Below are 22,019 nucleotides of genomic sequence, written 5' to 3'. Positions count from 1 at the left end.
CGCCGGCGCAAAGGCGCGTCGGCAAACGGAGAGCGCGGCGGCTCAGGGCTGGCCGTCGAGCTGCAGCAGCGCCAGATCCTTCCTGCGCAGCACCAGGCTGACGCGGCGAGTTTTAATTTCTATCGGATCGCCCAGCGGTGCGACGCGCACTACGTCGAACGAAGAGCCGGGCAGCATGCCGAGCGATAACAGTTTCTGGCGGTAGGCCGGCGCAATTTCACCGGAAAAGCCGACAATCTTATACGTGCGTTTAGGTTGGAGCTGCATGTGATTAACCTTCCGGGTGCCGATGAGCATCGGGCTGATGATAATTGGACGTTGCCGGCGAAAATGCCACGCCGTCGGCGGTATTCATCCATAAGGTCATGCAATAAAGTGAGCGCAAATAATAGTAATTATCATTATCGCGTTCAATACAAAAAGTAAGGGTATTGTAACCAATTATTATGGCGTCGACAGTTTTTGATGGCGTTGTCTTGATTAACGACGTTTTACCACCGGTTGCGCTGGGGAACAAATGAGAATGGCGAGTTAAATCAGTTACGTATTTGTAGCCGAGTTTTCTTGTTTGCAAATATAGATGGTTTTTTCCCTTTATTTATTTCCACCGAAAGGCAATTCGATAACATTATTCCGCCGTAATGCGAGCGGTAACCATTTGTGTTTCTCTCACAATTCGCGAGATGAAAAATGCGTGTTAACGAAGTTGTTAATAAATGGCTGCAGAAGGGATTGTTGTTGCCTGAATAATGGGAGGGTGGTCACGCAGGCGCGGGAAATAAAAAGATGACGGTTTATTGAGGCGGGTCAAGAAATGCCGCAAGTTTTATTCATCAGAAAGGGGCGGAGCAGGCTCCGCCCCCTGTTGGATCTGACTTAGCGTTTCTTGCCGAATGCCGCCGCCAGCGCGTCGCCCATGGCGCTGTTGCCAGCCGGCGCCGCGTTGCGCGGTTTGGCCTTGTTGCCGCCCGCCGAACGGTTGGCGTGGTCGCGCGTCTGTGCAGGCGCGTTGCCGCCGCGGCGCGGTGAACCTTCGCCCGGCTGCTCATCCAGGCGCATGCTCAGCGCGATGCGTTTACGCTGCAGATCGACTTCCATCACCTTCACTTTGACGATGTCGCCGGCCTTCACCACGGTGTGCGGATCTTCAACGAACTTGTCCGCCAGCGAGGAGATGTGCACCAGGCCATCCTGATGCACGCCGATATCCACGAAGGCGCCGAAGTTGGTGACGTTGGTGACCGACCCTTCCAGGATCATGCCCACCTGCAGATCGTTGAGGGTTTCCACGCCTTCGGCGAAGGTGGCGGTTTTGAACTCCGGACGTGGATCGCGGCCCGGCTTCTCCAGCTCTTTCAGGATGTCGGTGACCGTCGGCACGCCGAACTTGTCGTCGGTGAAATCGACCGCTTTCAGGCTGCGCACCGCCGAGGCGTTGCCCATCAGGTCCTGCAGCGCCTGCTCGGTGGCGGCCAGGATGCGCTGCACCACCGGGTAGGCTTCCGGGTGAACGGTGGAAGCATCCAGCGGGTTGTCGCCGTGGTTGATGCGCAGGAAGCCGGCGCACTGTTCGAAGGCCTTCGGCCCCAGGCGGCTGACTTTCAGCAGTTGCTCACGGTTGCTGAAGCGGCCGTTCTCGTCGCGCCAGTTGACGATGTTCTGCGCCATCATGCGCGTCAGGCCGGCCACGCGGGTCAGCAACGGCACCGACGCGGTGTTCAGATCGACGCCGACGGCGTTCACGCAGTCTTCCACCACCGAGTCCAGCTTCTTCGCCAGCTGGCTCTGGCTGACGTCGTGCTGATACTGGCCGACGCCGATGGATTTCGGGTCGATTTTCACCAGCTCCGCCAGCGGATCCTGCAGACGACGGGCGATGGACACCGCGCCGCGCAGCGACACGTCGAGATCCGGGAACTCCTGCGCCGCCAGTTCGGACGCGGAATACACCGACGCGCCCGCTTCGCTGACGATCACTTTCTGCGCCCGGACCTCGCCGAACTGCTTTTGCAGGTCGAGATAGAAACGCTCGGTTTCACGCGAAGCGGTGCCGTTGCCGATGGCCACCAGCTCCACGTTGTGTTTGATGCACAGCGCCGCGACGATGGCGGCGGCTTTGGCCGCTTGCCCGGTGTGCGGGTAGACGGTGTCGGTGGCGACCAGCTTGCCGGTCGCGTCGACCACGGCGACTTTCACCCCGGTGCGCAGGCCCGGATCGAGGCCCATGGTGGCGCGCATGCCGGCCGGCGCGGCCATCAGCAGATCATGCATGTTGCGGGCGAAAACGTTGATCGCTTCATCTTCCGCGCGCTCGCGCACCGTGCCCATCAGCTCGGTTTCCAGGTGCAGCAACACCTTGATGCGCCAGGTCCAGTTGACCACCGCCTTGCGCCAGGCGTCGGCCGGGGCGTTGTTCAGGCGCAGGTTGAGGTGATTGATGATGATCAGCTCCGCCTGGCTTTCGCGCGGCGCTTCCTCAAACTGCGGATCGGCGTTCAGCGCCAGCTGCAGCACGCCTTCGTTGCGGCCGCGGAACATCGCCAGCGCGCGGTGCGAAGGCACCTGAGAAATCGGTTCGTGGTGATCGAAATAGTCGCGGAACTTGGCGCCTTCTTCTTCCTTGCCCTCGACCACTTTGGACACCAGATGGGCGTTTTTCCACAGGTAGTCGCGCACCTTGGCCAGCAGCGTGGCATCTTCGGCGAAGCGCTCCATCAGGATATAGCGCGCGCCGTCGAGGGCGGCTTTGACGTCCGCCACGCCCTTGTCGGCGTCGACGTAGCGTTCAGCCAGCAGTTCCGGCTGCTGTTGCGGATCCTGCCACAGCGCGTCCGCCAGCGGTTCCAGACCGGCCTCGATGGCGATCTGGCCGCGGGTGCGGCGCTTCGGTTTGTACGGCAGGTAGAGGTCTTCGAGTTCGGTCTTGCTCAGCGTGGCGTTGATCGCCCCCGCCAGTTGTTCGGTCAGTTTGCCCTGTTCATCGATCGACTTCAGGATGGTCTGACGACGATCTTCCAGTTCACGCAGATAACCCAGGCGGGTTTCCAGCTGGCGCAGTTGGGTGTCGTCCAGGCCCCCGGTGACTTCCTTACGATAGCGTGCAATAAAGGGCACGGTATTACCTTCATCCAGCAGACGGATGGCGGAGTCGACTTGCTCCGGCCGGGCCTGCAGTTCTGTTGCAATAATGCGGCTCAGTGGGTCATTCATAGGTCTGGTATCTGTATTGAGAACGGTGAATAAACAGGGGACAGTTATACGGATTGATCGGGGAAAATGCCAGTGGAGCGGGCCGCCGCCGCGCGGCCGCCACGTGGAGAACTGCGCAGGCGGCGGCGTTGGCGGCGGTTCGGAAAAAGCTGAAAGCTTACTTCGGGTAGTCTATCTCGTTAACGTACCACTGCGCCTCGCCCAGCGGCGTATTGACGGTGGCGACGTCGCCGACCTCTTTTTTCAGCAGGGCGCGCGCCATCGGCGCGTCGATGGAGATGTAATCCTTGCGGCCGAAGATCTCGTCGTAACCGACGATGCGAAAGCGTTTGGTCTCGCCGTCGTCGTTCTCCACCTCCACCCAGGCGCCGAAGAACACCTTGCCTTCCTGCTGCGGGGAGTAATCGACGATCTTCAATTGCTCCAGGCATTTGGTCAGATAGCGGACGCGGCGGTCGATCTCGCGCAGCCGCTTCTTGTTGTACTGGTAGTCGGCGTTTTCGCTTCTGTCGCCCAGGCTGGCGGCCCAGGTCACTTTCTTGGTCACCTCGGGGCGTTCTTCGCGCCAGAGGTAATCCAGCTCTTGCTTGAGCTTGTCATACCCTTCACGGGTTATCAGTTGAGTTCTCATGGTGATTTATCTTTATGGGGCCACCGCCACAGTGTACGTGAATGCGGGGGGCTTTAGAAATGGCGCGCGGGCCTGCGCGTTGCCGCACGGTTGTTATTCAGTTTGCGCAGCTTTTAACAATCGGGAGTATGCTTAGCGATAGCGGAAAAGGAATGTGACGAAAGGAGGATATCTGGCGAGAGAGACAAGGAATTTTGGCGCACAACCCAACACATTGAAGGTATTACCGCATGGAATTTAAAGATTACTACGCAACGATGGGCGTTGAGCCCAACGCCGATCTGAAAACCATCAAAACGGCCTACCGCCGGCTGGCGCGTAAATATCACCCTGACGTGAGCACCGAAGAAGACGCCGAGAGCAAATTCAAGGAGCTGGCCGAAGCCTATGAGGTGCTGAAGGACGAAGAGCGCCGCGCCGAGTACGATCAGATCCGGCTGCACCGCAACGATCCGAACTTTGGCCGCCAGGCGCGCGGCGATCGCGGCGGCTATCAGCAGAGCGCTTCATGGCACGGCGGCGGTGCCGACGCGCAAGACTTCTCCGATTTCTTCGAAAGCATGTTCGGCGGGCGTGCGGCGGGCGGGCATCGCTCCGCTTCGCACTCGCACGGCGGGCATGGCTTCCGCGGCCAGGATCTGGAGATGGAGGTGCCGCTGTTCCTCGAGGAAACGCTGCATGGCCAAAGCCGCGAGATCTCCTACAAGCTGCCGGTGTACGACGAGCTGGGGCGGCAGGTGAGCGAAGCCAGCAAAACGCTGAACGTGAAAATCCCGGCCGGGGTGGGCGACGGCGAGCGCATTCGCCTCAAGGGGCAGGGCGTGGCCGGCGTGGGCGGCGGCCAGAACGGCGATCTGTATCTGGTCATCCGCCTCGCGCCGCACCCGCTGTTCGAGATTGACGGCCACAACCTGAGCATCGTGGCACCTCTCGCCCCTTGGGAGGCGGCGCTCGGCGCCAGCATTGAGGTGCCAACGCTGACCGGCAAAATCGCGTTGACCGTGCCGGCCGGCAGCCAGAGCGGCAAACGGCTGCGGGTCAAGGGCAAGGGGCTGGCGGGCAAGAAAGAGCCCGGTGACCTGTATGTCATTCTCAAGGTGGTGATGCCGCCGAAGCCGAACGAGAAGGCCAGCGCCCTGTGGCGAGAACTGGCTGAACAGGCGGCGTTCAACCCGCGCGCGGAATGGGAGTAAAGCACATGATGAAGAAAGAGATCACTTTCACCGTGGTGGAACTGTGCCAACGGGTGGAGATTTCAGAGGATGAGCTGGTCGAGATCGTTGGCCTGGGCGTGATCGTGCCGCTGGAGCCGGCGCAGCCGAGCTGGGAGTTCGACTACCCGGCGCTGAGCCATCTGCAGCGTGCGCGCAGGCTGCGGGCCGAGCTGGATCTGGATTGGCCGGGGATCGCCATGGCGCTGACGTTGCTCGATCGGGTTGAGGCGCTGCAGCAAGAGAACCGGCAGCTGCGCCGGCAGCTGGCGCGTTTCCTGCAGACTTCCTGACTCGCCGTCAAAACGCCACCGTGCGGTTTGCCGGTGGCGAAATTGCGTAAAATTGGGCCGCGGCCCCACATTGCGCTGATAAAGGGCGATATTTTGACGAACCCCCGTCGACATTCACTGAAAATTGTTGATAAATGGGGAAAAGAATAAGCTTTGTAACAATTTCGTCTAGAATACATACCATTAAACGCTGTCTCAAATGGCAAGGTTTTCTAACAATATTCGAGTCAGGCAATAAAGCCTTTGGGAGTAATACCATGCAAGAGAATCATAAGATCCTGGTTGTCGATGATGACATGCGCCTGCGCGCACTTTTGGAACGTTATTTAACCGAGCAGGGCTTCCAGGTTCGCAGCGTTGCCAACGCTGAGCAAATGGATCGCTTGCTGACCCGTGAATCCTTCCATTTGATGGTGCTCGATCTGATGTTGCCGGGCGAAGACGGCCTGTCCATCTGCCGCCGCCTGCGCAGCCAGAGCAACCCGATGCCGATCATTATGGTCACCGCCAAAGGTGAAGAGGTCGATCGCATCGTCGGGCTGGAAATCGGCGCCGACGACTACATTCCTAAACCGTTTAACCCGCGTGAGCTGTTGGCTCGCATTCGTGCAGTGCTGCGCCGCCAGGCTAACGAGCTGCCGGGCGCGCCTTCGCAGGAAGAAGCGGTGATCGCGTTCGGCAAATTCAAACTGAACCTCGGCACCCGCGAGATGTTCCGCGAAGACGAACCGATGCCGTTGACCAGCGGCGAGTTCGCGGTACTGAAGGCGCTGGTCAGCCACCCGCGTGAACCGCTGTCGCGCGATAAGCTGATGAACCTGGCGCGTGGCCGCGAATACAGCGCCATGGAGCGCTCCATCGACGTGCAGATCTCTCGCCTGCGCCGCATGGTGGAAGAAGATCCGGCGCATCCGCGTTATATCCAGACCGTTTGGGGTCTCGGCTACGTGTTCGTCCCGGACGGCAGCAAGGCATGAGGCGATTGCGCTTTTCACCGCGTAGCTCGTTTGCCCGAACCCTGTTGTTGATCGTCACCCTGCTGTTCGTCAGCCTGGTGACGACCTATCTGGTGGTGCTGAACTTCGCCATCCTACCCAGCCTGCAGCAGTTCAACAAGGTATTGGCCTACGAAGTGCGTATGCTGATGACCGATCGGCTGCAGCTGGAGGACGGCACGCTGCTGGAAGTGCCGCCGGCGTTCCGCCGCGAGATTTACCGCGAACTGGGCATCTCTCTCTACACCAACTCGGCGGCGGAGGAGAGCGGCCTGCGCTGGGCGCAGCACTACCAGTTCCTCAGCCAGCAGATGGCGCAGCAGCTCGGCGGGCCGACCGATGTGCGGGTGGAGGTGAACAAGAACTCCCCGGTGGTGTGGCTGAAAACCTGGCTGCAGCCCGATATCTGGGTGCGCGTGCCGCTGACGGAAATCCACCAGGGCGACTTCTCTCCGCTGTTCCGCTATACGCTGGCGATCATGCTGCTGGCGATCGGCGGCGCCTGGCTGTTTATCCGCATTCAAAACCGCCCGCTGGTGGAGCTGGAACATGCGGCGCTGCAGGTGGGCAAGGGGATTATTCCGCCGCCGCTGCGCGAGTATGGCGCTTCCGAAGTGCGGTCGGTGACTCGCGCATTCAATCAGATGGCGTCGGGCGTCAAGCAGCTGGCGGATGACCGCACCTTGCTGATGGCCGGGGTCAGCCACGATCTGCGCACGCCGTTGACGCGTATCCGGCTGGCGACGGAGATGATGAGCGCCGAAGACGGCTATCTGGCCGAGTCGATCAATAAAGACATCGAAGAGTGCAACGCCATCATCGAGCAGTTCATCGATTATCTGCGCACCGGGCAGGAGATGCCGACCGAAAGCAGCGATCTGAACGCCATTTTGGGCGAGGTGGTCGCGGCGGAAAGCGGCTATGAGCGGGTGATTGAAACCGCGCTGTCGCCGGGTGAGCTGATGATGAACGTGCACCCGCTGTCGATTAAGAGGGCGGCGGTGAACATGGTGGTGAACGCGGCGCGTTACGGCAACGGCTGGATCAAGGTCAGCAGCGGCCGCGAGCTGCAGCGCGGCTGGTTCCAGGTGGAAGACGACGGCCCGGGCATCAAGCCGGAAGAGTTGAAGCACCTGCTGCAGCCGTTCGTCCGCGGTGACAGCGCGCGCAGCACCAGCGGCACCGGTCTGGGGCTGGCGATCGTGCAGCGTATTATCGATGCGCACGACGGTGAGTTGGAAATCGGCACCAGCGAACGCGGCGGGCTCTTGATCCGCGCGTATATTCCGTTGCCGATGGAGAAAAAAGAGTCGGCCAACGGCCATCAAACCGCCAGGGAAAACGCCTGACGCGCTTGGCGCGGGCCGCGTCGTTGCGGCCCCGTCAGGACTTCCTGCTCATCACGTAGTATTCCGCCGCATCCTCATGCAACCGACGGCCGGTCGGCGCCTGCCACGGATCGATTAACTCGATGCCGCAGTGGAGGAAGTCTTTGGTATTGCGGGTAGCCAGGGCGGCGCCGTAATGCAGGCAGGTGGCGGCGATTTGGGCATCCGGCACGCTCATCGCTTTACCCAGCAGCCGATTCCTTGCCGTCAATTCCGCGTATTGCATCGCGCACAGCCCATCAAACGGCAATATCTGCCCCTCGAACTTCAATTCAAGAGCGTCCGCCAATTTGAGCTTGAGATCCCGCTGGCGCTTGCCGTCAGGCATGCAGGCGACGCCGCTGAACAGTTCGGCCAGGACAATGGCGCTTAGATAGAGATCGTCATTGTCCTTTTCATTTAGCCAGTTAATGACGTTGTAGTACGGGCTGGGGCGCAGCGTTTCTGAAATGACGTTGGTGTCGAGAATGATCATGCGTTGTCATCTTCATCATCAAAGGTGACGATGCGTGGTGGCACGGCGTCACGCGGTGGGATCTCCAGTTCAACGCCGCCGAATTCGGCGAAGTGCTGATGCATCCAGGTACCCAATCCATAGCGCGGCGGCTTTTTCACCAGCGCCTGTTTCAGGATCATGCGCGCTTCCTCTTCCATGGAATGGCCGTTTTTCGCCGCTGAAATACGCAGCAGCTCTTTGATTTCGTCGTCCAGATTTCTGACGGTGATAGTAGCCATTGAAACCTCCTTTGCTATCAATGATTGCATTGACTTATTTTCTCGCCTTGCTGGTTAAAAAGCAATCGCTGAAAATAAAAAAAGGCGCGGGATCCGCGCCTTAGCTGAAGAGGTAACGCTACCGAATTACAGCTTAGGGCCGGCGCTGACCAGCGCGGCGCCCGCAGGTGTGTCGGTGTATTTGTCGAAGTTGGTGATGAAGCGCTCGGCCAGATCCTGCGCTTTTTCCTGCCACTGCTCGAGGCTGGCGTAGGTATTGCGCGGATCGAGGATTTCCGGGTTCACGCCCGGCAGCGCGGTCGGCATCGCCAGATCGAAGATCGGCAGGGTGACGGTTTCCGCCTTGTCGATTTCACCGCTCAGGATGGCGTCGATGATGCCGCGCGTATCTTTGATCGAGATGCGCTTGCCGGTACCGTTCCAGCCGGTGTTGACCAGATAAGCCTGGGCGCCGGCGGCCTGCATGCGTTTCACCAGCACTTCGGCGTACTGCGTCGGGTGCAGCGACAGGAACGCGGCGCCGAAGCAGGCGGAGAAGGTTGGCGTCGGTTCGGTGACGCCGCGCTCGGTGCCGGCCAGTTTGGCGGTGAAGCCGGACAGGAAGTGGTACTGAGTCTGGTTGGCGGTCAGGCGCGATACTGGCGGCAGCACGCCGAAAGCGTCGGCGGTCAGGAAGATCACCTTGGTGGCGTGACCCGCCTTGGACACCGGCTTGACGATGTTCTGGATATGGTAGATCGGGTAAGAAACGCGGGTGTTCTCGGTTTTCGAACCGTCGTTGAAGTCGATGCTGCCGTCGGCCAGCACGGTGACGTTTTCCAGCAGCGCGTCGCGTTTGATGGCGTGGTAGATGTCCGGCTCGGCTTCTTCAGACAGCTTGATGGTCTTGGCGTAGCAGCCGCCTTCGAAGTTGAACACGCCGTCGTCGTCCCAGCCGTGCTCGTCATCGCCGATCAGCTGACGCTTAGGGTCGGTGGAGAGGGTGGTTTTGCCGGTGCCGGACAGGCCGAAGAACACAGCCACGTCGCCTTTCTCGCCCACGTTGGCCGAGCAGTGCATCGAGGCGATGCCTTTCAGCGGCAGCAGGTAGTTCATCATCGAGAACATGCCTTTCTTCATTTCGCCGCCGTACCAGGTGCCGCCGATCAGCTGCATGCGCTCGGTCAGGTTGAAGGCGACGAAGTTCTCCGAGTTCAAGCCTTGCTGCTGCCAGTTCGGGTTGGTGCATTTGGCGCCGTTCATCACCACGAAGTCCGGCTCGAAGTCAGCCAGCTCTTCGTCGCTCGGGCGGATGAACATGTTTTTCACGAAGTGCGCCTGCCAGGCCACCTCGGTGATGAAGCGCACTTTCAGGCGCGAGTCGGCGTTGGCGCCGCAGAAGGTATCCACCACGAACAGGCGCTTGCCGGAAAGCTGTTCGGTGACCAGGTGTTTCAGATCGGCCCACACTTCCGGGCTGAGGGGTTTGTTGTCGTTTTTGCCTTTGCCCTGATCGGCCCACCACACGGTATCGCGGGTGATGTCGTCGCGGACGATGTATTTGTCTTTCGGCGAGCGGCCGGTGAAGATGCCGGTATCGACGGAGACGGCACCCAGCTTGGTGACTACCCCACGCTCAAAACCTTCCAGAGATGGGTCTGTTTCTTCCTTAAACAGCAGTTCATAGCTCGGGTTGTGAACGATTTCGCTAACGTCGTGAATGCCGTAAGCGGCCAGATCCTGAGGGGTTATACCTTTAACGCGCATGTTACTACTCCTTGGTCACAGAATTTCTGGCGGCAATTGTAGGGATCTAACGGTGCGTAACAGCGATGGGTATCAAATATTTAACGTTTTAGGCGGTATTTCGTTACGATCTGAGAGATAGCACACGGAAAAAAGCAAACGTGCAAACGGCGGGCGTTGGCGGGCGCCGGGCGCGCCCGCCGAAGGGGGTATAACTTAGTGCAACCTATCGCTTTCTCCGGTATTACCCGCATACAAGGCGGCAACATCAACCGGGTCAAAGACATAGTGGCTGCCACAGTAGTCGCAGTGCATGTCGATATTGCCGTCCTGCTCCAGCATGTCCGCCACTTCGTCGGTCGGCAGGGTCAGCAGTGCGTCGGCGCAACGCTGGCGTGAACAGGTGCAACGGAACTGCACGTCCTGCGGTTCGTACAGGGTGACTTCTTCCTGGTGATACAGGCGGTACAGCACTTCGTTGGCCGGCAGGCCGAACAGCTCTTCGCTTTTTACCGTGTTGGTCAGTTGCACCAGATGATCGAAATCATCGAGGTTGCCGTCCTGCGCCGGCAGCACCTGCAGCAGCATACCGGCCGCCGCGGCGTGGCCTTCCGCTTCGCCGGTGCGGATGAACAGGCGGGTTGGCAGCTGTTCGGACTGGCGGAAGTAGGCTTCCAGGCACTCGGCCAGGGTTTCACCTTCCAGGCCGACCACGCCCTGATAGCGCTCGCCTTCCGTCGGGGAAATGGTGATGACCATGACGCCGTTGCCGATCATCTGATGCAGGGTGCTGTCGTCGGCGATAGGCGCCTGGGTGCGCGCAACGCCGCGCATCTCCTGGCGGTTGTTGCCGTTGATCACCGCCAGCTTCAGCGGGCCGTCGCCCTGCAGCTGCACGGTGATGTCGCCGTCGAACTTCAGGGTCGCGGTCAGCAGACTGGTGGCGACCAGCAGCTCGCCCAGCAGCTTTTGCACCGGCGCCGGGTAGTCGTGATTATTCAGGATCTGCTGATAGGTTTCGCTGACGGTAACCAGCTCGCCGCGCACCGCGTAGTTTTCAAACAGGTAACGGTGCAATTGGTCATGGTTGGACATAATCTTCTCTCATTGCGGTGAGGGGTTATTCCGGCTCACCAAATTTAAATTTCATCAGGTCGCGCCGCTCCTTTTTGTCCGGACGGCGGTCCGGATGCGGCATGGTCAACGCGTTCATCTTGCGCGCCAGCGCCATTTTTTCGCGGTTGGCGATGCTGGCTTCGGTTTCCTGATACATTTGCTGCGCCTCGCCGGCGCCGCGGCGTTGGCTGCTCAGCGCCAGCACGATCACGGTTCGTTCTTCGTTACCCTGCCGCAGCTTGAGCTCGGCGTTGAGTTCGACAATCTTGCTCGGCTTGCCGCGCTGGCCGTTGTAATGCACCTTGCCGCCGTCGATCATTTCGCGCGCCAGCGCGCGGGTCTTGTAGAAGCGTGCGGCCCACAGCCACTTGTCCAGCCGGACCGCGTCGTCGCGCGTCGCTTTTTCCTTCATGCTTCCCCCTTGGCCAGCGCCGGTATCAGCAGGCGATAGTCGCGCATCGACGGATGGCGCTGGAAGCTTTTTTCCGCCGTGCTGGAGTCCGGGTTTTGCACGCCCAGGCAGTAACGAATGCCGAAAGCGCGCGCCGCGTCGAGGATCGGCTCGCCGTCGTCGACGAACAGCGTGCGCTGCGGATTGAATCCGGTGTGCTGCTGCACCGCCTGCCACAGACGCTGATCTTCTTTCGGATAACCAAATGTGTGGGTGGAAAACAATAAATCAAGGTGCCGATCGAGGCCGGTATGCTCGATTTTCACCGCCAGGCTGTGCGGATGCGCATTGGTCAGCAAAATGGTTTGCAGGCCGGCGTCGCGCAGCGCCTGTAAAAACGGCTCGGTGTCTTCGCGCAGCCGGGCGCGGCTGCCCACTTCGCTGGTCATGCGGTAGATATCCAGATCCAACCGCTCGCTCCAGTAATCGAAGCAATACCAGTTCATGGTGTGCTGCACCGCCTGATATTCCCGCTCAATGATATTGCGGGCTTCGTCGAACGGAATGGCGCGCCTTTCGCTCAGCGCCTGCGGCACCAGGCTGAGCCAAAAGTGGCTGTCGAACTCCAGATCCAGCAAGGTGCCGTCCATATCCAGCAGCACGGTATCGATCTGCGGCCAATCAAACTCGGGAACCATAAAAACTCCACGGGCGGACCGACGGGCGGTCCGCAGATGAGAATAATAGCGTTAGCGTAGCATAAGCAGATGACAGGGCGGAGGCCCCGACGCCAGGTTCAGGCCATCGGCCGCATCGACATCGGATTGAGCTGCGGATTGAAGCAGCTGTCGTAGTAACGCTGGATATCGGCGACGCGGTGCTGATTGATGCGCCGACGCTGCACCAGCCGCCAGGCGTTATAGCCCAGGCTGATGACCACCGCCAGCAACAGCAGGCTGGTACCGAGGTAGCGCCACAGGGTGATCATGTCCGGTTCGCTGTGCAGCGCCACGTGGCGGGTGCCGTTGGCGTCGACGCTGAGGCTGGTGATCACCCCCTGCGCCTGGAACGGGGTATGCAGCAGCAGAGTGGAAAGGCGCTGCAGCTCATTCCACTGGTCGAGGGCGTTGTATTCGCTCTGCGGCGCCGAAGATTGCGGGTGGCTGACCAGCTGGCGGCCTTCGTCGCTGCGGATCAGGAAACCGCCCGGCGGCGGGCTGTTGAGCGCCGCGGCGGCCAGACGCGTTTCATTGAAGATGAACGACGACGTGGCCACTTTGGTCAGGCTGTCCAGCGATTCGGCACTCACCGGGCGCAGCAGCACGTTGACGCCTTGCAGCGCGCCGGATCTGGCGCGTTTCACCAAACCGCTCCAGTTTTTGGCGTTACCCAGGTTGACCAGGGCGTTTTTCAACCGCACGCAGTCGTTTTCTGCCTGACACAAATCCTGTGTTTTCAGAACGATATCAGAGAAGTCATCCAACAGGATCATGCCGGATTTCTCAATGGCGCTGGCCAACTGCGGGTTGACCTTCTGATCGGCGCCGCTCGGATGCAGCTGGCTGTTGACCGTAGCCAGCAGGGCCGTCGCTTTGTCTATGACTTCCGATTCCGGCTGCGGCAGCGGGGCGGCGTTGTTCCAATAAATGCCGGAGCAGTCGAACGGCGCGAAATTGGCGGCGCCGCCACCGTTGGCCGGCGGCGGCACATAGCACATGCCGCTGCCGCGCACTTTCAGCGTGTCGCCGATGCGCAGCGGCGTGGCCTCCAGCGCCTGTACGCTGGTCACTTCCACTTTTTGCGCGCCCTGCAGCCAGGCCATGCTGAGGGTCAGCGGCAGGTTGAGCGGGATATAGATCAGCAGCAACAGCAGCACCAGCGCCGAGCTGGCGACCAGCACCGCGTTGCGGCCCCACTGCTGCAGCGGGAAGTTCTTCACTTCGTCATGCAGCGAGAGGAAGCGCCCCTGGCGCACCACCTGCCGATTGAGGTAGACGTCCACGTCGGTGGTCTTGCCCAGGTCCTGCGTCAGGTAAGGTTGCCAATGCGGCGGGTAGATAAGATCGATGATGCCGAGCGAAATGTTGCTGATCTGCCCCTGGCCGGATTCGCCGAACAGGCCCCAGCGCTTCGGCGTACCGCGCAGACAGTGGATCTCCTTCAGCTCGCGTGAGGCCGGGCGACGGAACAGATTCCAGCATCCCCAGGCGATCATCAGCACCGCCACGAAAATCATCCAGGGGATCACCAGCACCGGGCTTATCAGGCTGAAGAACAGCAGCAGCAGCGCAACGGAGATGATAACGGCTTCACGGATGCCGTTCGGCCGGTTCAGCGCATGCTCTTCCGGCGTTTCCTTGCGAATATTGACCAGCTCGACATGCTCACTCTCCTCCTTGCGGATGGACGCGTTTTTGGTCGGCGCGGCGGTCACCACCGGCGGCTGCGGCCGGTCGTGAATATGATCTTTCAGCGAATGCCCGTTGAGCGAAATCACCAGTGGCAGCGTCTGGGTTCTGATCACTTCCACATGGTTGTCGGCGGTGATATAGGGCTCCCAGAACGGCGGCAGATGCACCTCTTCAGCGTCGAGGTAATAGCGCCATTTATTGGGATCGTCGCTGGCCAGCCCGTAGCGGGTGATGGCGTGCGTGACGGGATAAACGTTATCGCTTTGCGGGGTGAGCGCCAGCTTGGCCGCGGGCAGCGTAGCGCCGCCGCCGGGCAACAGTTTGTTGCTCAGCTTGTTTTGCTGATTGAGGTAGAATTCGACCGCGGCGCGCTCTTCGTCGGTCAGCTTGCGGTGGGCTGGTTTGATAAACGGCAGCGCGTGCGCCAGCGCCGACGGGTTGCGGGCCTTGAACCACAGGTACAGACCGGCGGCAATCAGACAGACAAGCACTAAGGCCAATATCAACACTATTGTGCTCATGCAATCCCCATCTCACACCGTGAATTTCGCCAACCTGATGAAAAGCTGAATATTATACGGAGTAAACCGCCAGGAGGCACCCAGAACTAATGAGGGAACAAACAGATTCTCGCTCTGGATCTCATTCCTTCATGACGCAAGGCCATTTTATCACTGATTCTTGCCTGCGTGATACTAGCAACCGGCCTCTGCCGTCGATATCGGCATTATCCTATTTTCTTGCACGCTGTTTGCTGAATCAGTACGGAAAATCGCCGGCCGCTGGCTACGCTTGTTAAAAGAAAGTAAATTACTGCTCATGCGCGTTGCGGCGGAGCTTGCCCTTAACGCACAATGTGATCAGGATCGAATTTGGTCAGCGTTTGAGCGCCTACGAGCCGTGCGTTACGCCAATCATTATTTCGGTTGCCCCGTCCACGTCTGGGTAACCTTTTTGAGGCAATCATGGATAAACACCTGCAAAAACCTAAAATTCTGAAAGTGGAAACGGTCGCGCGTTCGCGTTTGTTCAACGTCGAGTCGGTCGATTTGGAATTCAGCAACGGGGTTCGGCGGGTGTATGAGCGCATGCGGCCTTCGGATCGCGAAGCGGTGATGATCGTGCCGGTGATTGGCGATGATCTGCTGCTGATCCGCGAATATGCGGTGGGCACCGAATCCTATGAGCTGGGGTTCCCGAAAGGGCTTATCGATCCCGGTGAGGGCGTGCTGGAGGCGGCCAACCGCGAGCTGATGGAAGAGGTGGGATTCGGCGCGAAGCGCTTTGATTTTCTCAGCAAGCTGACGATGGCGCCATCCTACTTTTCAAGCAAAATGAATATCGTGCTGGCGCACGATCTCTATCCGCAGAGCCTGGAAGGGGATGAACCAGAGCCCCTGCCGCAGGTGCGCTGGCCGATCGCCAACATGATGGCGCTGCTGGCGGAACCGGATTTCCGTGAGGCGCGCAACGTCAGCGCGCTGTTCCTCTCCGAGGCGTTTTTGCGCGCATCGCGCTGATACGCTTCGCACCGAACAAAAAAAGGGCCAGATTTCTCTGGCCCTTTTCGATCAGAACAGCTCGTGGCTTTCACCGCCCGGATCGGTCAACGTGGTGCCGGTATCGCGCGATGGGTAGTCCGTCGGCTGAGTTCCTTCGATGAAGTACTCGGAACGGCTGCCGCCGCCACCGCCAGAGAGCTTGCCGCTGCTCTTGTCGATGGTGACGCTGATGATGCCCGGCGGCGGCGTGACTTTCTGCTCCGGGATGCCTTCCAGCGCGGTCTTCATGAAGTCGTCCCACGCTGGCTGGGCGCTCTTGGCACCGCCTTCACCGCCGGAAATTTGATCCGGGATGGCGCCGGATACCGTCGACCGGCCCAGATCGCGGCGGTGATCGTCGAAACCGATCCACACCGAGGTCACGGTATCCGGGCCATAGCCGGAGAACCAGGCGTCCTTGGAACTGTTGGTGGTACCGGTTTTGCCGCCGATATCATGACGTTTCAGATCGCGCCCGGCACGCCAGGCTGTACCCATCCAACCCGGTTCGCCGAAGATGTTGCTGTTCAGCGCGTCGTGGATCAAGAAGGCCAGCTGTGTGCTGATGACGTGCGGCGCATACTGTTGATCGCCGTCCTGCTGTACCTGAGCCGGGGTGACCTGCTCCAGCTGCGGCATCGGCACCGTGCTGTTGTTGCCTTCCTGCGAGGTGGCGACGTTTTCGATGTTGTCGTCGGACAGCACCGCCGAGCGGTGGGTGTCGCCGTAGATCACCGGCAGGTTGCAGCTGCTGCACACCACTTTCGGTTTGGCTTCGAACACCGTATTGCCGTTGTCGTCTTCAATTTTGGTGATGAAGTACGGATCGACCAGGTAACCGCCGTTCGCCAGCACCGCGTAGCCGCGCACCAGCTGCATCGGGGTGAAGGAGGCGGAACCCAGCGCCAGCGATTCGGTATGCACGATATTCTGCGCCGGGAAGCCGAAGCGCTGCAGATATTCCGCCGCGTAGTCGACGCCCATCGCGCGCATCGCGCGCACCATCACTACGTTCTTCGATTGCCCCAGCCCCTGCCGCAGACGAATCGGGCCGTCGTAGGTCGGCGGCGAGTTCTTCGGCCGCCAGTCGGTGCCGGCGCCGGCATCCCAACGGGTGATCGGCAAGTCGTTCAGGATGGTGGCCAGCGTCAGGCCTTTATCCATCGCGGCGGTGTACAGGAACGGTTTGATGTTCGAACCTACCTGGCGCAGCGCCTGCGTGACGCGGTTGAATTTGCTCTGGTTGAAATCGAAGCCGCCGACCAGCGCTTTCACCGCGCCGTCGTTCGGGTTGATCGAGACCAGCGCCGAGTTGACGTCAGGCACCTGCGACAGCCACCAGGCGTCGTTCACTTTGCGCACCCATACCTGCTGGCCGGCCTGCACCACGTCGGTGACGCGTTTCGGCGTTGGGCCTTGCTGAGTGTCTGAGCGATATGGCCGCGCCCAGCGCATGGTCGCCATCGGCAGGGCAATGCTGCTGCCGTCGGCCAGCATCGCCGTCGCTTCCTGCGGGTTGGCGGCGGTGATCACCGCCGGCGCCAACGGGCCGTAGTTCGGCAGGTTTTTCAGCGAATCGACAATCTGTTTGCGATCCCAGGCCGCTTCGCCGACTTTCCACAACACGTTGGACGGCCCGCGATAGCCGTGGCGCATGTCATAGGCCAGCACGTTGTTGCGCACCGATTCCTGCGCCGCCAGCTGCAGCCGTTTGGTGACGGTGGTGTAAACCTTGTAACCGTCGGTATAGGCGTTTTCACCGTAGCGCTTGATCATCTCCTGACGCACCATCTCGGAGAGATACGGCGCGGAGAAGCTGATTTCCGGCGCATGGTAATTGGCGACCAGATCTTCGGAACGCGCCTGATCGTACTGCGCCTGCGTGATGTAGTGTTCGTCCAGCATGCGCGACAGCACCACGTTGCGACGGGCAACGGCGCGATCGTGCGAATAGAGCGGGTTGAAGGTGGACGGCGCTTTCGGCAGGCCGGCGATGGTCGCCATTTCGCTCAGGGTCAGCTGGCTGACGTCTTTGCCGAAATAGACCTGCGCGGCGGCGCCCACGCCGTAGGCGCGGTAACCCAGATAGATCTTGTTCAGATACAGCTCAAGGATTTCATCTTTGGTGAGCATCTGCTCGATGCGCACCGCCAGGAAAGCTTCCTTGATTTTACGCATCAGGGTGCGTTCCGGGCTTAAGAAGAAGTTACGCGCCAGCTGTTGGGTAATGGTACTGGCCCCCTGTGAAGCGTGGCCGGAGACCAGCGCGATGGAGGCGGCGCGGAAGATGCCGACCGGATCGACGCCGTGGTGATCATAGAAGCGGCTGTCTTCGGTGGCGATGAATGCGTGCACCATCACCGGCGGAATTTGATCCAGTTTCAGCGGAATGCGGCGCTTCTCGCCGTATTGGGCGATCAGTTCGCCATCGGCGCTGTAGACCTGCATCGGTATCTGCAGCCGCACATCTTTCAGCGTTGCGACGTCGGGCAGCTGTGGCTCGACATATTTGTACAAGCCAAAAATCGAGGCTGCTCCCAGCACGATGCAACATACTGCAAGGATTAGAAAATACTTTACGAACTTCACCTGAGATTTCCCATTTCTAAGTCATTTGGGCAGTTTATAAACAACCGCGCGGTAGTATAAAGGCAAGCCTGCGACATGGATATGTTCTTTTATCATCTGATGTTATGGAGGCTTGCGAAACATGTTCCCTCAAGCATGGCAGGTAGGGCTGGATATACAAATCGACTGCGTGCGGGCGGTGGCGGCTCAACGCCGCCGCAACGGCTGGCAGTTGCGCCACTGGTGGCAGCAGGCGCTGCCGCAGGCGGTTTTGCGCGATGGCTGCCTGCAACCTTCCGAATTCCTGATCCGGGCGCTGCGGCAATGGCGCGTCCAGCTGCCGCGACATATTTCCTTACGCATTGCTCTGCCGGCGCAGCGCGTGTTACAGCAGCGCATGACGCAGCCGGACGCGCGGCTGCGCGAGCCGGAACGCAGCGACTATATCGGTGGCCACGGTTTGAAGCAGTTCCCGCTCGACGGCCAGACGTTGGTGCTCGACTATCGCGCCGCGCCGGCGGATGAGGCGGCGCTGCTGTTGACCGCTGCGCGGCGGCAGGAGCTGCAGCAGTGGCTGCATTGTCTGCGTCAGGCTGGCCTGCATCCGCAAGCGGTCGATATCACCCCCTGTGCGCTGCGCATGATGGCGACGGCGGCAGGCGTGCCGCCCGCTGCGGGGCTGATGCACCGTCTCGAACGAGAATGGCTGTGGGTGGCGCCGGCCGACGGCGCGTTCGCTTTTGGTCTGGCGCCGGGCGACGATGACGCGCAGGCGCTGCGGGCGCTGCAAGCCCAGATGCCGGTGGGCGACGATCGGCCGGTCTATGCCGGCGGCGTGCTGGCGGGAGCCTTGCCCGCCGGTTGCCTTGGTTGGTCGCCGCTCAGCGCCTTCACGCAGCTGCGTCCGCCGTTGCCTGCGCATCCTTCGGCGTTCGCGTTGGCCGGTGGTCTGGCGCTGCGCGAGGAGGATCGCTGATGTATCAGGTCAACTTTCTGCCCTGGCGCCAGCGCCGCGAGCGGCGGCGCGGCTATTTCTGGCTGGGCGTGCTGCTGTTGCAGGTAGCGGCGCTGCTGCTGGCACTGTTCCTGATCGCCGGCCAGCTGCGGCATCAACAGGCGCAGCGGCAGGCGCGGCTGGCGATGCTGGGTGAAGAGCTGGCGGCATTGACGTTGCTCGTCCGCCAGCAGCAGCAAGAGCGGGCGCAGCGAGCGTTGCACAGCGTCCGCGCCGAACGGCAGGCGAGCAACGCCCAACATAACCGGCGTTATTTGCAGCTGCTGCAGCAATTGTCCTCCAGCGTTCCTCCCCCGCTGTGGCTCACGGCGCTGGACAGCGATGCGGCGAACGGCCTGCGGCTGCGTGGATTGAGCCGTTCTCCTGCGGCCATCACGCAGTTCGAACGACGGCTGGCGGGGATGCCTGCGTTGCCACGGCTGCGTTTGGCGGAGGTGGCGCAACGCGAAGACGGCCTGTACTCCTTTCACCTGGCGGCGCGCTGGGGGCGTGATGGATAGCCGTTTGTCATCCGGGCTGCGCTTCTGGCTGAGCTTGCCGGGTTGGCTATTGCTGGTGGCGCAAGGGCTGGGCATTGGCGCGTTGGCGCTGTTGGGCGGCGGCTGGATGCTGCAAGACGAATGGCGTCAGCGGGAAAGCGCGGCGGAGCGGCAACAGCGCCTGTTGCAACAGATCGCCATGGTGCAACGCCAACTGGACGAGGTGCCGCAAACCGCTATCCCGGCGGCGCCGCTTGCGCCGATCGCCACCGGCGATCTGGCGAGCGTGCTGCAACGAGCGGGGGGCGCCTTGTTGCGCTGGCAGCGGCAGGAAAAACCGCCGCGGCAAACGCTGAGCTTGCGCATTGACTACGCCGGTTTGCTGGTGCTGCTGGAGGCGCTGCCCGCCGATTTGCGCCTCCAGCAGCTGAGCGTGGAGACACCGCCGCAGGGCATGACGGCGCGGTTGGTTTTACAGGATGCCGCCGAGGAGCAGGCCGATGAGTAAAAGACCTGGCCGTTGGTGGTGGCTGCTATGGCCGTGGGCCTTATGCGCTGAGCCGCGCGATCCGTTTGCGCCGCCTCCGCTGCCTGCTTGTGCCCAAACGGAGGCATCGCCCGCGGGCTGGCGACTGAAAGGCGTCATCGGGCATCCGGCGCTGCGCTATGGCTGGGTGGTGACGCCGGCGGGGCAATGGCTACGCCTGCGGCCGCAGCAGCGGGTACTGGCCGAGCGCTGGCAGGTGACGCAGGTGCAGGCGCGCAGCCTGACGCTAACGGCGCTGGCGGCCGAACCGGATTGCCCGGCGAGCCAGGGCGACATCTCGCTCATGATGGACAACAACAAGGATGGCAAACCATGAAAGGACGCGCTGGATTGGGCGTGGCGCTGTGGTGCCTGGCGCTCGGCGCCGCGCAGGCGCAGGATAAACAGCAGGTTTCCCTGGAGTTTCAGGATGCGCCGGTGACGGTCATCCTGCAGGCGCTGGCGGATTATCGGCAGATGAACCTGATCGCCGCGCCCGGCGTGAGCGGCAACCTGACGCTGCGGCTGGAGAATGTGCCCTGGCCTCAGGCGCTGGCGCTGACCCTGCGTATGGGCAAGCTGACGATGACGCGGGAGGGGAGCGTAATGCTGATCGCCCCGGAGCCGGACGCGCAGGAAAAAAGACAGCAGCGAGAAGCGCTGGCGCAGCGGCAACCGCTGCACAGCCTGACCCTGACGTTACAAAACGGCGATGCGGCGGAGATTGCCGAAAGCCTCAATGCCCAACGCGGCACCTTGCTCAGCGAGCGTGGCAGCGTGCTGGCGGATAAGCGCACCAATACGCTGCTGCTGCGCGACACCGCGCCAATCCTGGCGCAGTTGAAAAAACGGGTGACGGAAATGGACGCGCCGCTGGCACAGGTGCAGCTGGCGGCGCATATCGTGACCATCAACAGCGAAAGCCTGCGTGAACTCGGCGTGCGTTGGGGATTGGCGCCCGACGACAGGCCGACGCGGCCGCTGCGGCCGGGCAATCTCGGCGTCAACCTGCCGCTGGAGCGCAGCGCGGTGAACGCCGGTTTCCACCTGGCGCGCATCAGCGGGCGTTTGCTGAGCCTCGAGCTGACGGCGCTGGAGCAGGAGAATCAGGTGGAGATCATCGCCAGCCCGCGCCTGCTGACGGCGCATCTGCAAACCGCCAGTATCAAACAGGGAACCGAGATCCCTTACGAAGTGTCGAGCGGCGCCAGCGGTGCGACCGCGATCGAGTTCAAAGAGGCGGTGCTGGGCATGGAGGTGACGCCCAAGGTGTTGCCGGACGGACGCATCACGCTGACGCTGCACATCAGCCAAAATATGCCGGGGCGCGCCATCAGCCGGGGCGCGGGGGAAGCGCTGACCATCGATAAACAGGAGATTAAGACGCAGATCACGGTGAAAAACGGCGAAACCCTGGTGCTCGGTGGTATTTTTCAACGGCATAGCGGCAAGACGGCGGACAAGGTGCCGGGATTGGGCGATGCACCACTGCTGGGGGGCTTGTTCCGGCAAAGCGGCGCGCAACAGAAAAAACGCGAGCTGGTGATCTTCATTACGCCGACCCTGATTAAGGGATAAGCGGCTGCCTGTCGGCCGGGCGGCAAATCTCCTAAAGTTGATGTGCAGATACACTTTTTTATCCCCTTGGGGGGATCTGCGTTTGACGCTGCGGCCGATTTAGCTTACAAGGGTTACCGAATTGAGCACCGAGGTTTTTTGTTAGCGTCAAGACGCCGTTAAAAACATATGGTTTCCCTCCCGCGGCGTGGATTGCGATTTATTCG

21 protein-coding genes are annotated in these 22,019 nt (G+C 60.9%); 10 read left to right on the top strand and 11 right to left on the bottom strand.

The genetic code is table 11. The features are described from left to right. Window positions 1-42 precede the first annotated feature (42 nt). The 3 genes from feoA to greB form a co-directional block, all read right to left on the bottom strand. Window positions 43-267 (bottom strand): ferrous iron transporter A, encoded by a 225-nt coding sequence (gene feoA / locus ACJ8HH_RS20940; protein ID WP_025304553.1) that lies wholly within the window; start codon window positions 265-267, stop codon window positions 43-45. A 609-nt stretch (window positions 268-876) separates the two neighbouring features. Next, on the bottom strand, window positions 877-3,210 hold the full coding sequence (locus ACJ8HH_RS20935; protein ID WP_039569149.1) for a Tex family protein: 2,334 nt from the start codon (window positions 3,208-3,210) through the stop codon (window positions 877-879). Window positions 3,211-3,367: 157 nt separating this feature from the next. Then, window positions 3,368-3,841 carry a transcription elongation factor GreB gene (gene greB, locus ACJ8HH_RS20930; RefSeq protein WP_033636315.1) on the bottom strand — a complete coding sequence of 158 codons (474 nt, stop codon included), beginning with the start codon at window positions 3,839-3,841 and terminating at the stop codon, window positions 3,368-3,370. 230 nt (window positions 3,842-4,071) lie between these two features. Here greB and cbpA point away from each other — a divergent pair, with 230 nt between their 5' ends. The 4 genes from cbpA to envZ all read left to right on the top strand — a co-directional run bounded on the left by cbpA (window position 4,072) and on the right by envZ (window position 7,689). Further along, window positions 4,072-5,034 (top strand): curved DNA-binding protein, encoded by a 963-nt coding sequence (gene cbpA, locus ACJ8HH_RS20925; protein WP_033636314.1) that lies wholly within the window; start codon window positions 4,072-4,074, stop codon window positions 5,032-5,034. 5 nt (window positions 5,035-5,039) lie between these two features. After that, window positions 5,040-5,345, top strand: a complete 306-nt coding sequence (locus ACJ8HH_RS20920) for a chaperone modulator CbpM (protein WP_033636313.1) — start codon at window positions 5,040-5,042, stop codon at window positions 5,343-5,345. Window positions 5,346-5,602: 257 nt separating this feature from the next. Next, window positions 5,603-6,322: an osmolarity response regulator transcription factor OmpR gene (gene ompR, locus ACJ8HH_RS20915; protein ID WP_004709363.1), complete on the top strand. Its 720-nt coding sequence runs from the start codon at window positions 5,603-5,605 to the stop codon at window positions 6,320-6,322. Continuing rightward, entirely contained in the window at window positions 6,319-7,689 is a 1,371-nt protein-coding gene (gene envZ, locus ACJ8HH_RS20910) for a two-component system sensor histidine kinase EnvZ (RefSeq protein WP_033636312.1), read from the top strand. Before ompR ends, envZ begins: the two co-directional genes overlap by 4 nt. Window positions 7,690-7,723: 34 nt before the next feature. Here envZ and ACJ8HH_RS20905 read toward each other — a convergent pair whose 3' ends face one another. From ACJ8HH_RS20905 to ACJ8HH_RS20875, 7 genes are all read right to left on the bottom strand, one after another. Beyond that, entirely contained in the window at window positions 7,724-8,203 is a 480-nt protein-coding gene (locus tag ACJ8HH_RS20905) for a type II toxin-antitoxin system VapC family toxin (RefSeq protein ID WP_033636311.1), read from the bottom strand. Further along, window positions 8,200-8,463, bottom strand: a complete 264-nt coding sequence (locus ACJ8HH_RS20900; RefSeq protein WP_004930730.1) for a FitA-like ribbon-helix-helix domain-containing protein — start codon at window positions 8,461-8,463, stop codon at window positions 8,200-8,202. Before ACJ8HH_RS20900 ends, ACJ8HH_RS20905 begins: the two co-directional genes overlap by 4 nt. A 126-nt stretch (window positions 8,464-8,589) precedes the next feature. Further along, a complete protein-coding gene (pckA, locus tag ACJ8HH_RS20895; protein ID WP_015379308.1) occupies window positions 8,590-10,209 on the bottom strand; it encodes a phosphoenolpyruvate carboxykinase (ATP) in 1,620 nt (539 codons plus the stop codon). Between the two features lie 195 nt (window positions 10,210-10,404). Then, complete coding sequence (gene hslO, locus ACJ8HH_RS20890) at window positions 10,405-11,283, bottom strand: Hsp33 family molecular chaperone HslO (protein ID WP_033636310.1); 879 nt, start codon at window positions 11,281-11,283, stop codon at window positions 10,405-10,407. Between the two features lie 25 nt (window positions 11,284-11,308). Further along, window positions 11,309-11,716: a ribosome-associated heat shock protein Hsp15 gene (gene hslR, locus ACJ8HH_RS20885; protein ID WP_033636309.1), complete on the bottom strand. Its 408-nt coding sequence runs from the start codon at window positions 11,714-11,716 to the stop codon at window positions 11,309-11,311. Continuing rightward, window positions 11,713-12,393 carry a GMP/IMP nucleotidase gene (yrfG, locus tag ACJ8HH_RS20880; RefSeq protein ID WP_033636308.1) on the bottom strand — a complete coding sequence of 227 codons (681 nt, stop codon included), beginning with the start codon at window positions 12,391-12,393 and terminating at the stop codon, window positions 11,713-11,715. Before yrfG ends, hslR begins: the two co-directional genes overlap by 4 nt. 98 nt (window positions 12,394-12,491) lie before the next feature. Further along, entirely contained in the window at window positions 12,492-14,627 is a 2,136-nt protein-coding gene (locus ACJ8HH_RS20875) for an intracellular growth attenuator family protein (RefSeq protein WP_033649328.1), read from the bottom strand. A gap of 444 nt (window positions 14,628-15,071) precedes the next feature. Here ACJ8HH_RS20875 and nudE point away from each other — a divergent pair, with 444 nt between their 5' ends. Next, window positions 15,072-15,626 (top strand): ADP compounds hydrolase NudE, encoded by a 555-nt coding sequence (nudE, locus tag ACJ8HH_RS20870; RefSeq protein ID WP_033636306.1) that lies wholly within the window; start codon window positions 15,072-15,074, stop codon window positions 15,624-15,626. Between the two features lie 51 nt (window positions 15,627-15,677). Here the strand turns inward: nudE and mrcA are convergent, their stop codons facing one another. Further along, window positions 15,678-18,236: a peptidoglycan glycosyltransferase/peptidoglycan DD-transpeptidase MrcA gene (gene mrcA / locus ACJ8HH_RS20865; protein WP_033654851.1), complete on the bottom strand. Its 2,559-nt coding sequence runs from the start codon at window positions 18,234-18,236 to the stop codon at window positions 15,678-15,680. Window positions 18,237-18,357: 121 nt separating this feature from the next. Between mrcA and pilM the strand changes: the two genes are divergently transcribed. Genes pilM through hofQ form a run of 5 tightly spaced genes read left to right on the top strand, consistent with a single transcriptional unit; the run spans window position 18,358 to window position 21,813 of the window. After that, window positions 18,358-19,191, top strand: coding sequence for a type IV pilus biogenesis protein PilM (gene pilM / locus ACJ8HH_RS20860; RefSeq protein ID WP_049235345.1), 834 nt, complete (start codon window positions 18,358-18,360; stop codon window positions 19,189-19,191). Next, on the top strand, window positions 19,191-19,730 hold the full coding sequence (locus tag ACJ8HH_RS20855) for a PilN domain-containing protein (protein WP_033636303.1): 540 nt from the start codon (window positions 19,191-19,193) through the stop codon (window positions 19,728-19,730). The genes pilM and ACJ8HH_RS20855 overlap by 1 nt, the downstream gene beginning before the upstream one ends. After that, entirely contained in the window at window positions 19,723-20,217 is a 495-nt protein-coding gene (locus ACJ8HH_RS20850; protein WP_039569176.1) for a hypothetical protein, read from the top strand. Before ACJ8HH_RS20855 ends, ACJ8HH_RS20850 begins: the two co-directional genes overlap by 8 nt. Further along, window positions 20,210-20,572: a HofP DNA utilization family protein gene (locus ACJ8HH_RS20845; protein ID WP_039569179.1), complete on the top strand. Its 363-nt coding sequence runs from the start codon at window positions 20,210-20,212 to the stop codon at window positions 20,570-20,572. Before ACJ8HH_RS20850 ends, ACJ8HH_RS20845 begins: the two co-directional genes overlap by 8 nt. Beyond that, window positions 20,569-21,813 (top strand): DNA uptake porin HofQ, encoded by a 1,245-nt coding sequence (hofQ, locus tag ACJ8HH_RS20840; RefSeq protein WP_080311539.1) that lies wholly within the window; start codon window positions 20,569-20,571, stop codon window positions 21,811-21,813. Before ACJ8HH_RS20845 ends, hofQ begins: the two co-directional genes overlap by 4 nt. The last annotated feature ends 206 nt before the right edge of the window (window positions 21,814-22,019 follow it).

Source organism: Serratia sp. CY32780, assembly GCF_052169135.1.
Classification (GTDB): Bacteria; Pseudomonadota; Gammaproteobacteria; order Enterobacterales; family Enterobacteriaceae; genus Serratia; species Serratia sarumanii.
Note: the sequence above shows the minus strand (reverse complement) of the source record. Positions and strands in the feature narration are given on the sequence as shown.

Bases quoted from the DNA above. Each gene is read 5' to 3' on its own strand.
- yrfG (WP_033636308.1), bottom strand. From the start codon at position 12,393: ATGGTTCCCGAGTTTGATTGGCCGCAGATCGATACCGTGCTGCTGGAT.
- hofQ (WP_080311539.1), top strand. From the start codon at position 20,569: ATGAAAGGACGCGCTGGATTGGGCGTGGCGCTGTGGTGCCTGGCGCTC.
- pckA (WP_015379308.1), bottom strand. From the start codon at position 10,209: ATGCGCGTTAAAGGTATAACCCCTCAGGATCTGGCCGCTTACGGCATT.
- pilM (WP_049235345.1), top strand. From the start codon at position 18,358: ATGTTCCCTCAAGCATGGCAGGTAGGGCTGGATATACAAATCGACTGC.
- hslR (WP_033636309.1), bottom strand. From the start codon at position 11,716: ATGAAGGAAAAAGCGACGCGCGACGACGCGGTCCGGCTGGACAAGTGG.
- ompR (WP_004709363.1), top strand. From the start codon at position 5,603: ATGCAAGAGAATCATAAGATCCTGGTTGTCGATGATGACATGCGCCTG.
- envZ (WP_033636312.1), top strand. From the start codon at position 6,319: ATGAGGCGATTGCGCTTTTCACCGCGTAGCTCGTTTGCCCGAACCCTG.
- ACJ8HH_RS20845 (WP_039569179.1), top strand. From the start codon at position 20,210: ATGAGTAAAAGACCTGGCCGTTGGTGGTGGCTGCTATGGCCGTGGGCC.
- ACJ8HH_RS20900 (WP_004930730.1), bottom strand. From the start codon at position 8,463: ATGGCTACTATCACCGTCAGAAATCTGGACGACGAAATCAAAGAGCTG.
- ACJ8HH_RS20935 (WP_039569149.1), bottom strand. From the start codon at position 3,210: ATGAATGACCCACTGAGCCGCATTATTGCAACAGAACTGCAGGCCCGG.
- ACJ8HH_RS20850 (WP_039569176.1), top strand. From the start codon at position 19,723: ATGGATAGCCGTTTGTCATCCGGGCTGCGCTTCTGGCTGAGCTTGCCG.
- nudE (WP_033636306.1), top strand. From the start codon at position 15,072: ATGGATAAACACCTGCAAAAACCTAAAATTCTGAAAGTGGAAACGGTC.
- cbpA (WP_033636314.1), top strand. From the start codon at position 4,072: ATGGAATTTAAAGATTACTACGCAACGATGGGCGTTGAGCCCAACGCC.
- ACJ8HH_RS20855 (WP_033636303.1), top strand. From the start codon at position 19,191: ATGTATCAGGTCAACTTTCTGCCCTGGCGCCAGCGCCGCGAGCGGCGG.
- hslO (WP_033636310.1), bottom strand. From the start codon at position 11,283: ATGTCCAACCATGACCAATTGCACCGTTACCTGTTTGAAAACTACGCG.
- ACJ8HH_RS20905 (WP_033636311.1), bottom strand. From the start codon at position 8,203: ATGATCATTCTCGACACCAACGTCATTTCAGAAACGCTGCGCCCCAGC.
- feoA (WP_025304553.1), bottom strand. From the start codon at position 267: ATGCAGCTCCAACCTAAACGCACGTATAAGATTGTCGGCTTTTCCGGT.
- ACJ8HH_RS20920 (WP_033636313.1), top strand. From the start codon at position 5,040: ATGATGAAGAAAGAGATCACTTTCACCGTGGTGGAACTGTGCCAACGG.
- greB (WP_033636315.1), bottom strand. From the start codon at position 3,841: ATGAGAACTCAACTGATAACCCGTGAAGGGTATGACAAGCTCAAGCAA.
- ACJ8HH_RS20875 (WP_033649328.1), bottom strand. From the start codon at position 14,627: ATGAGCACAATAGTGTTGATATTGGCCTTAGTGCTTGTCTGTCTGATT.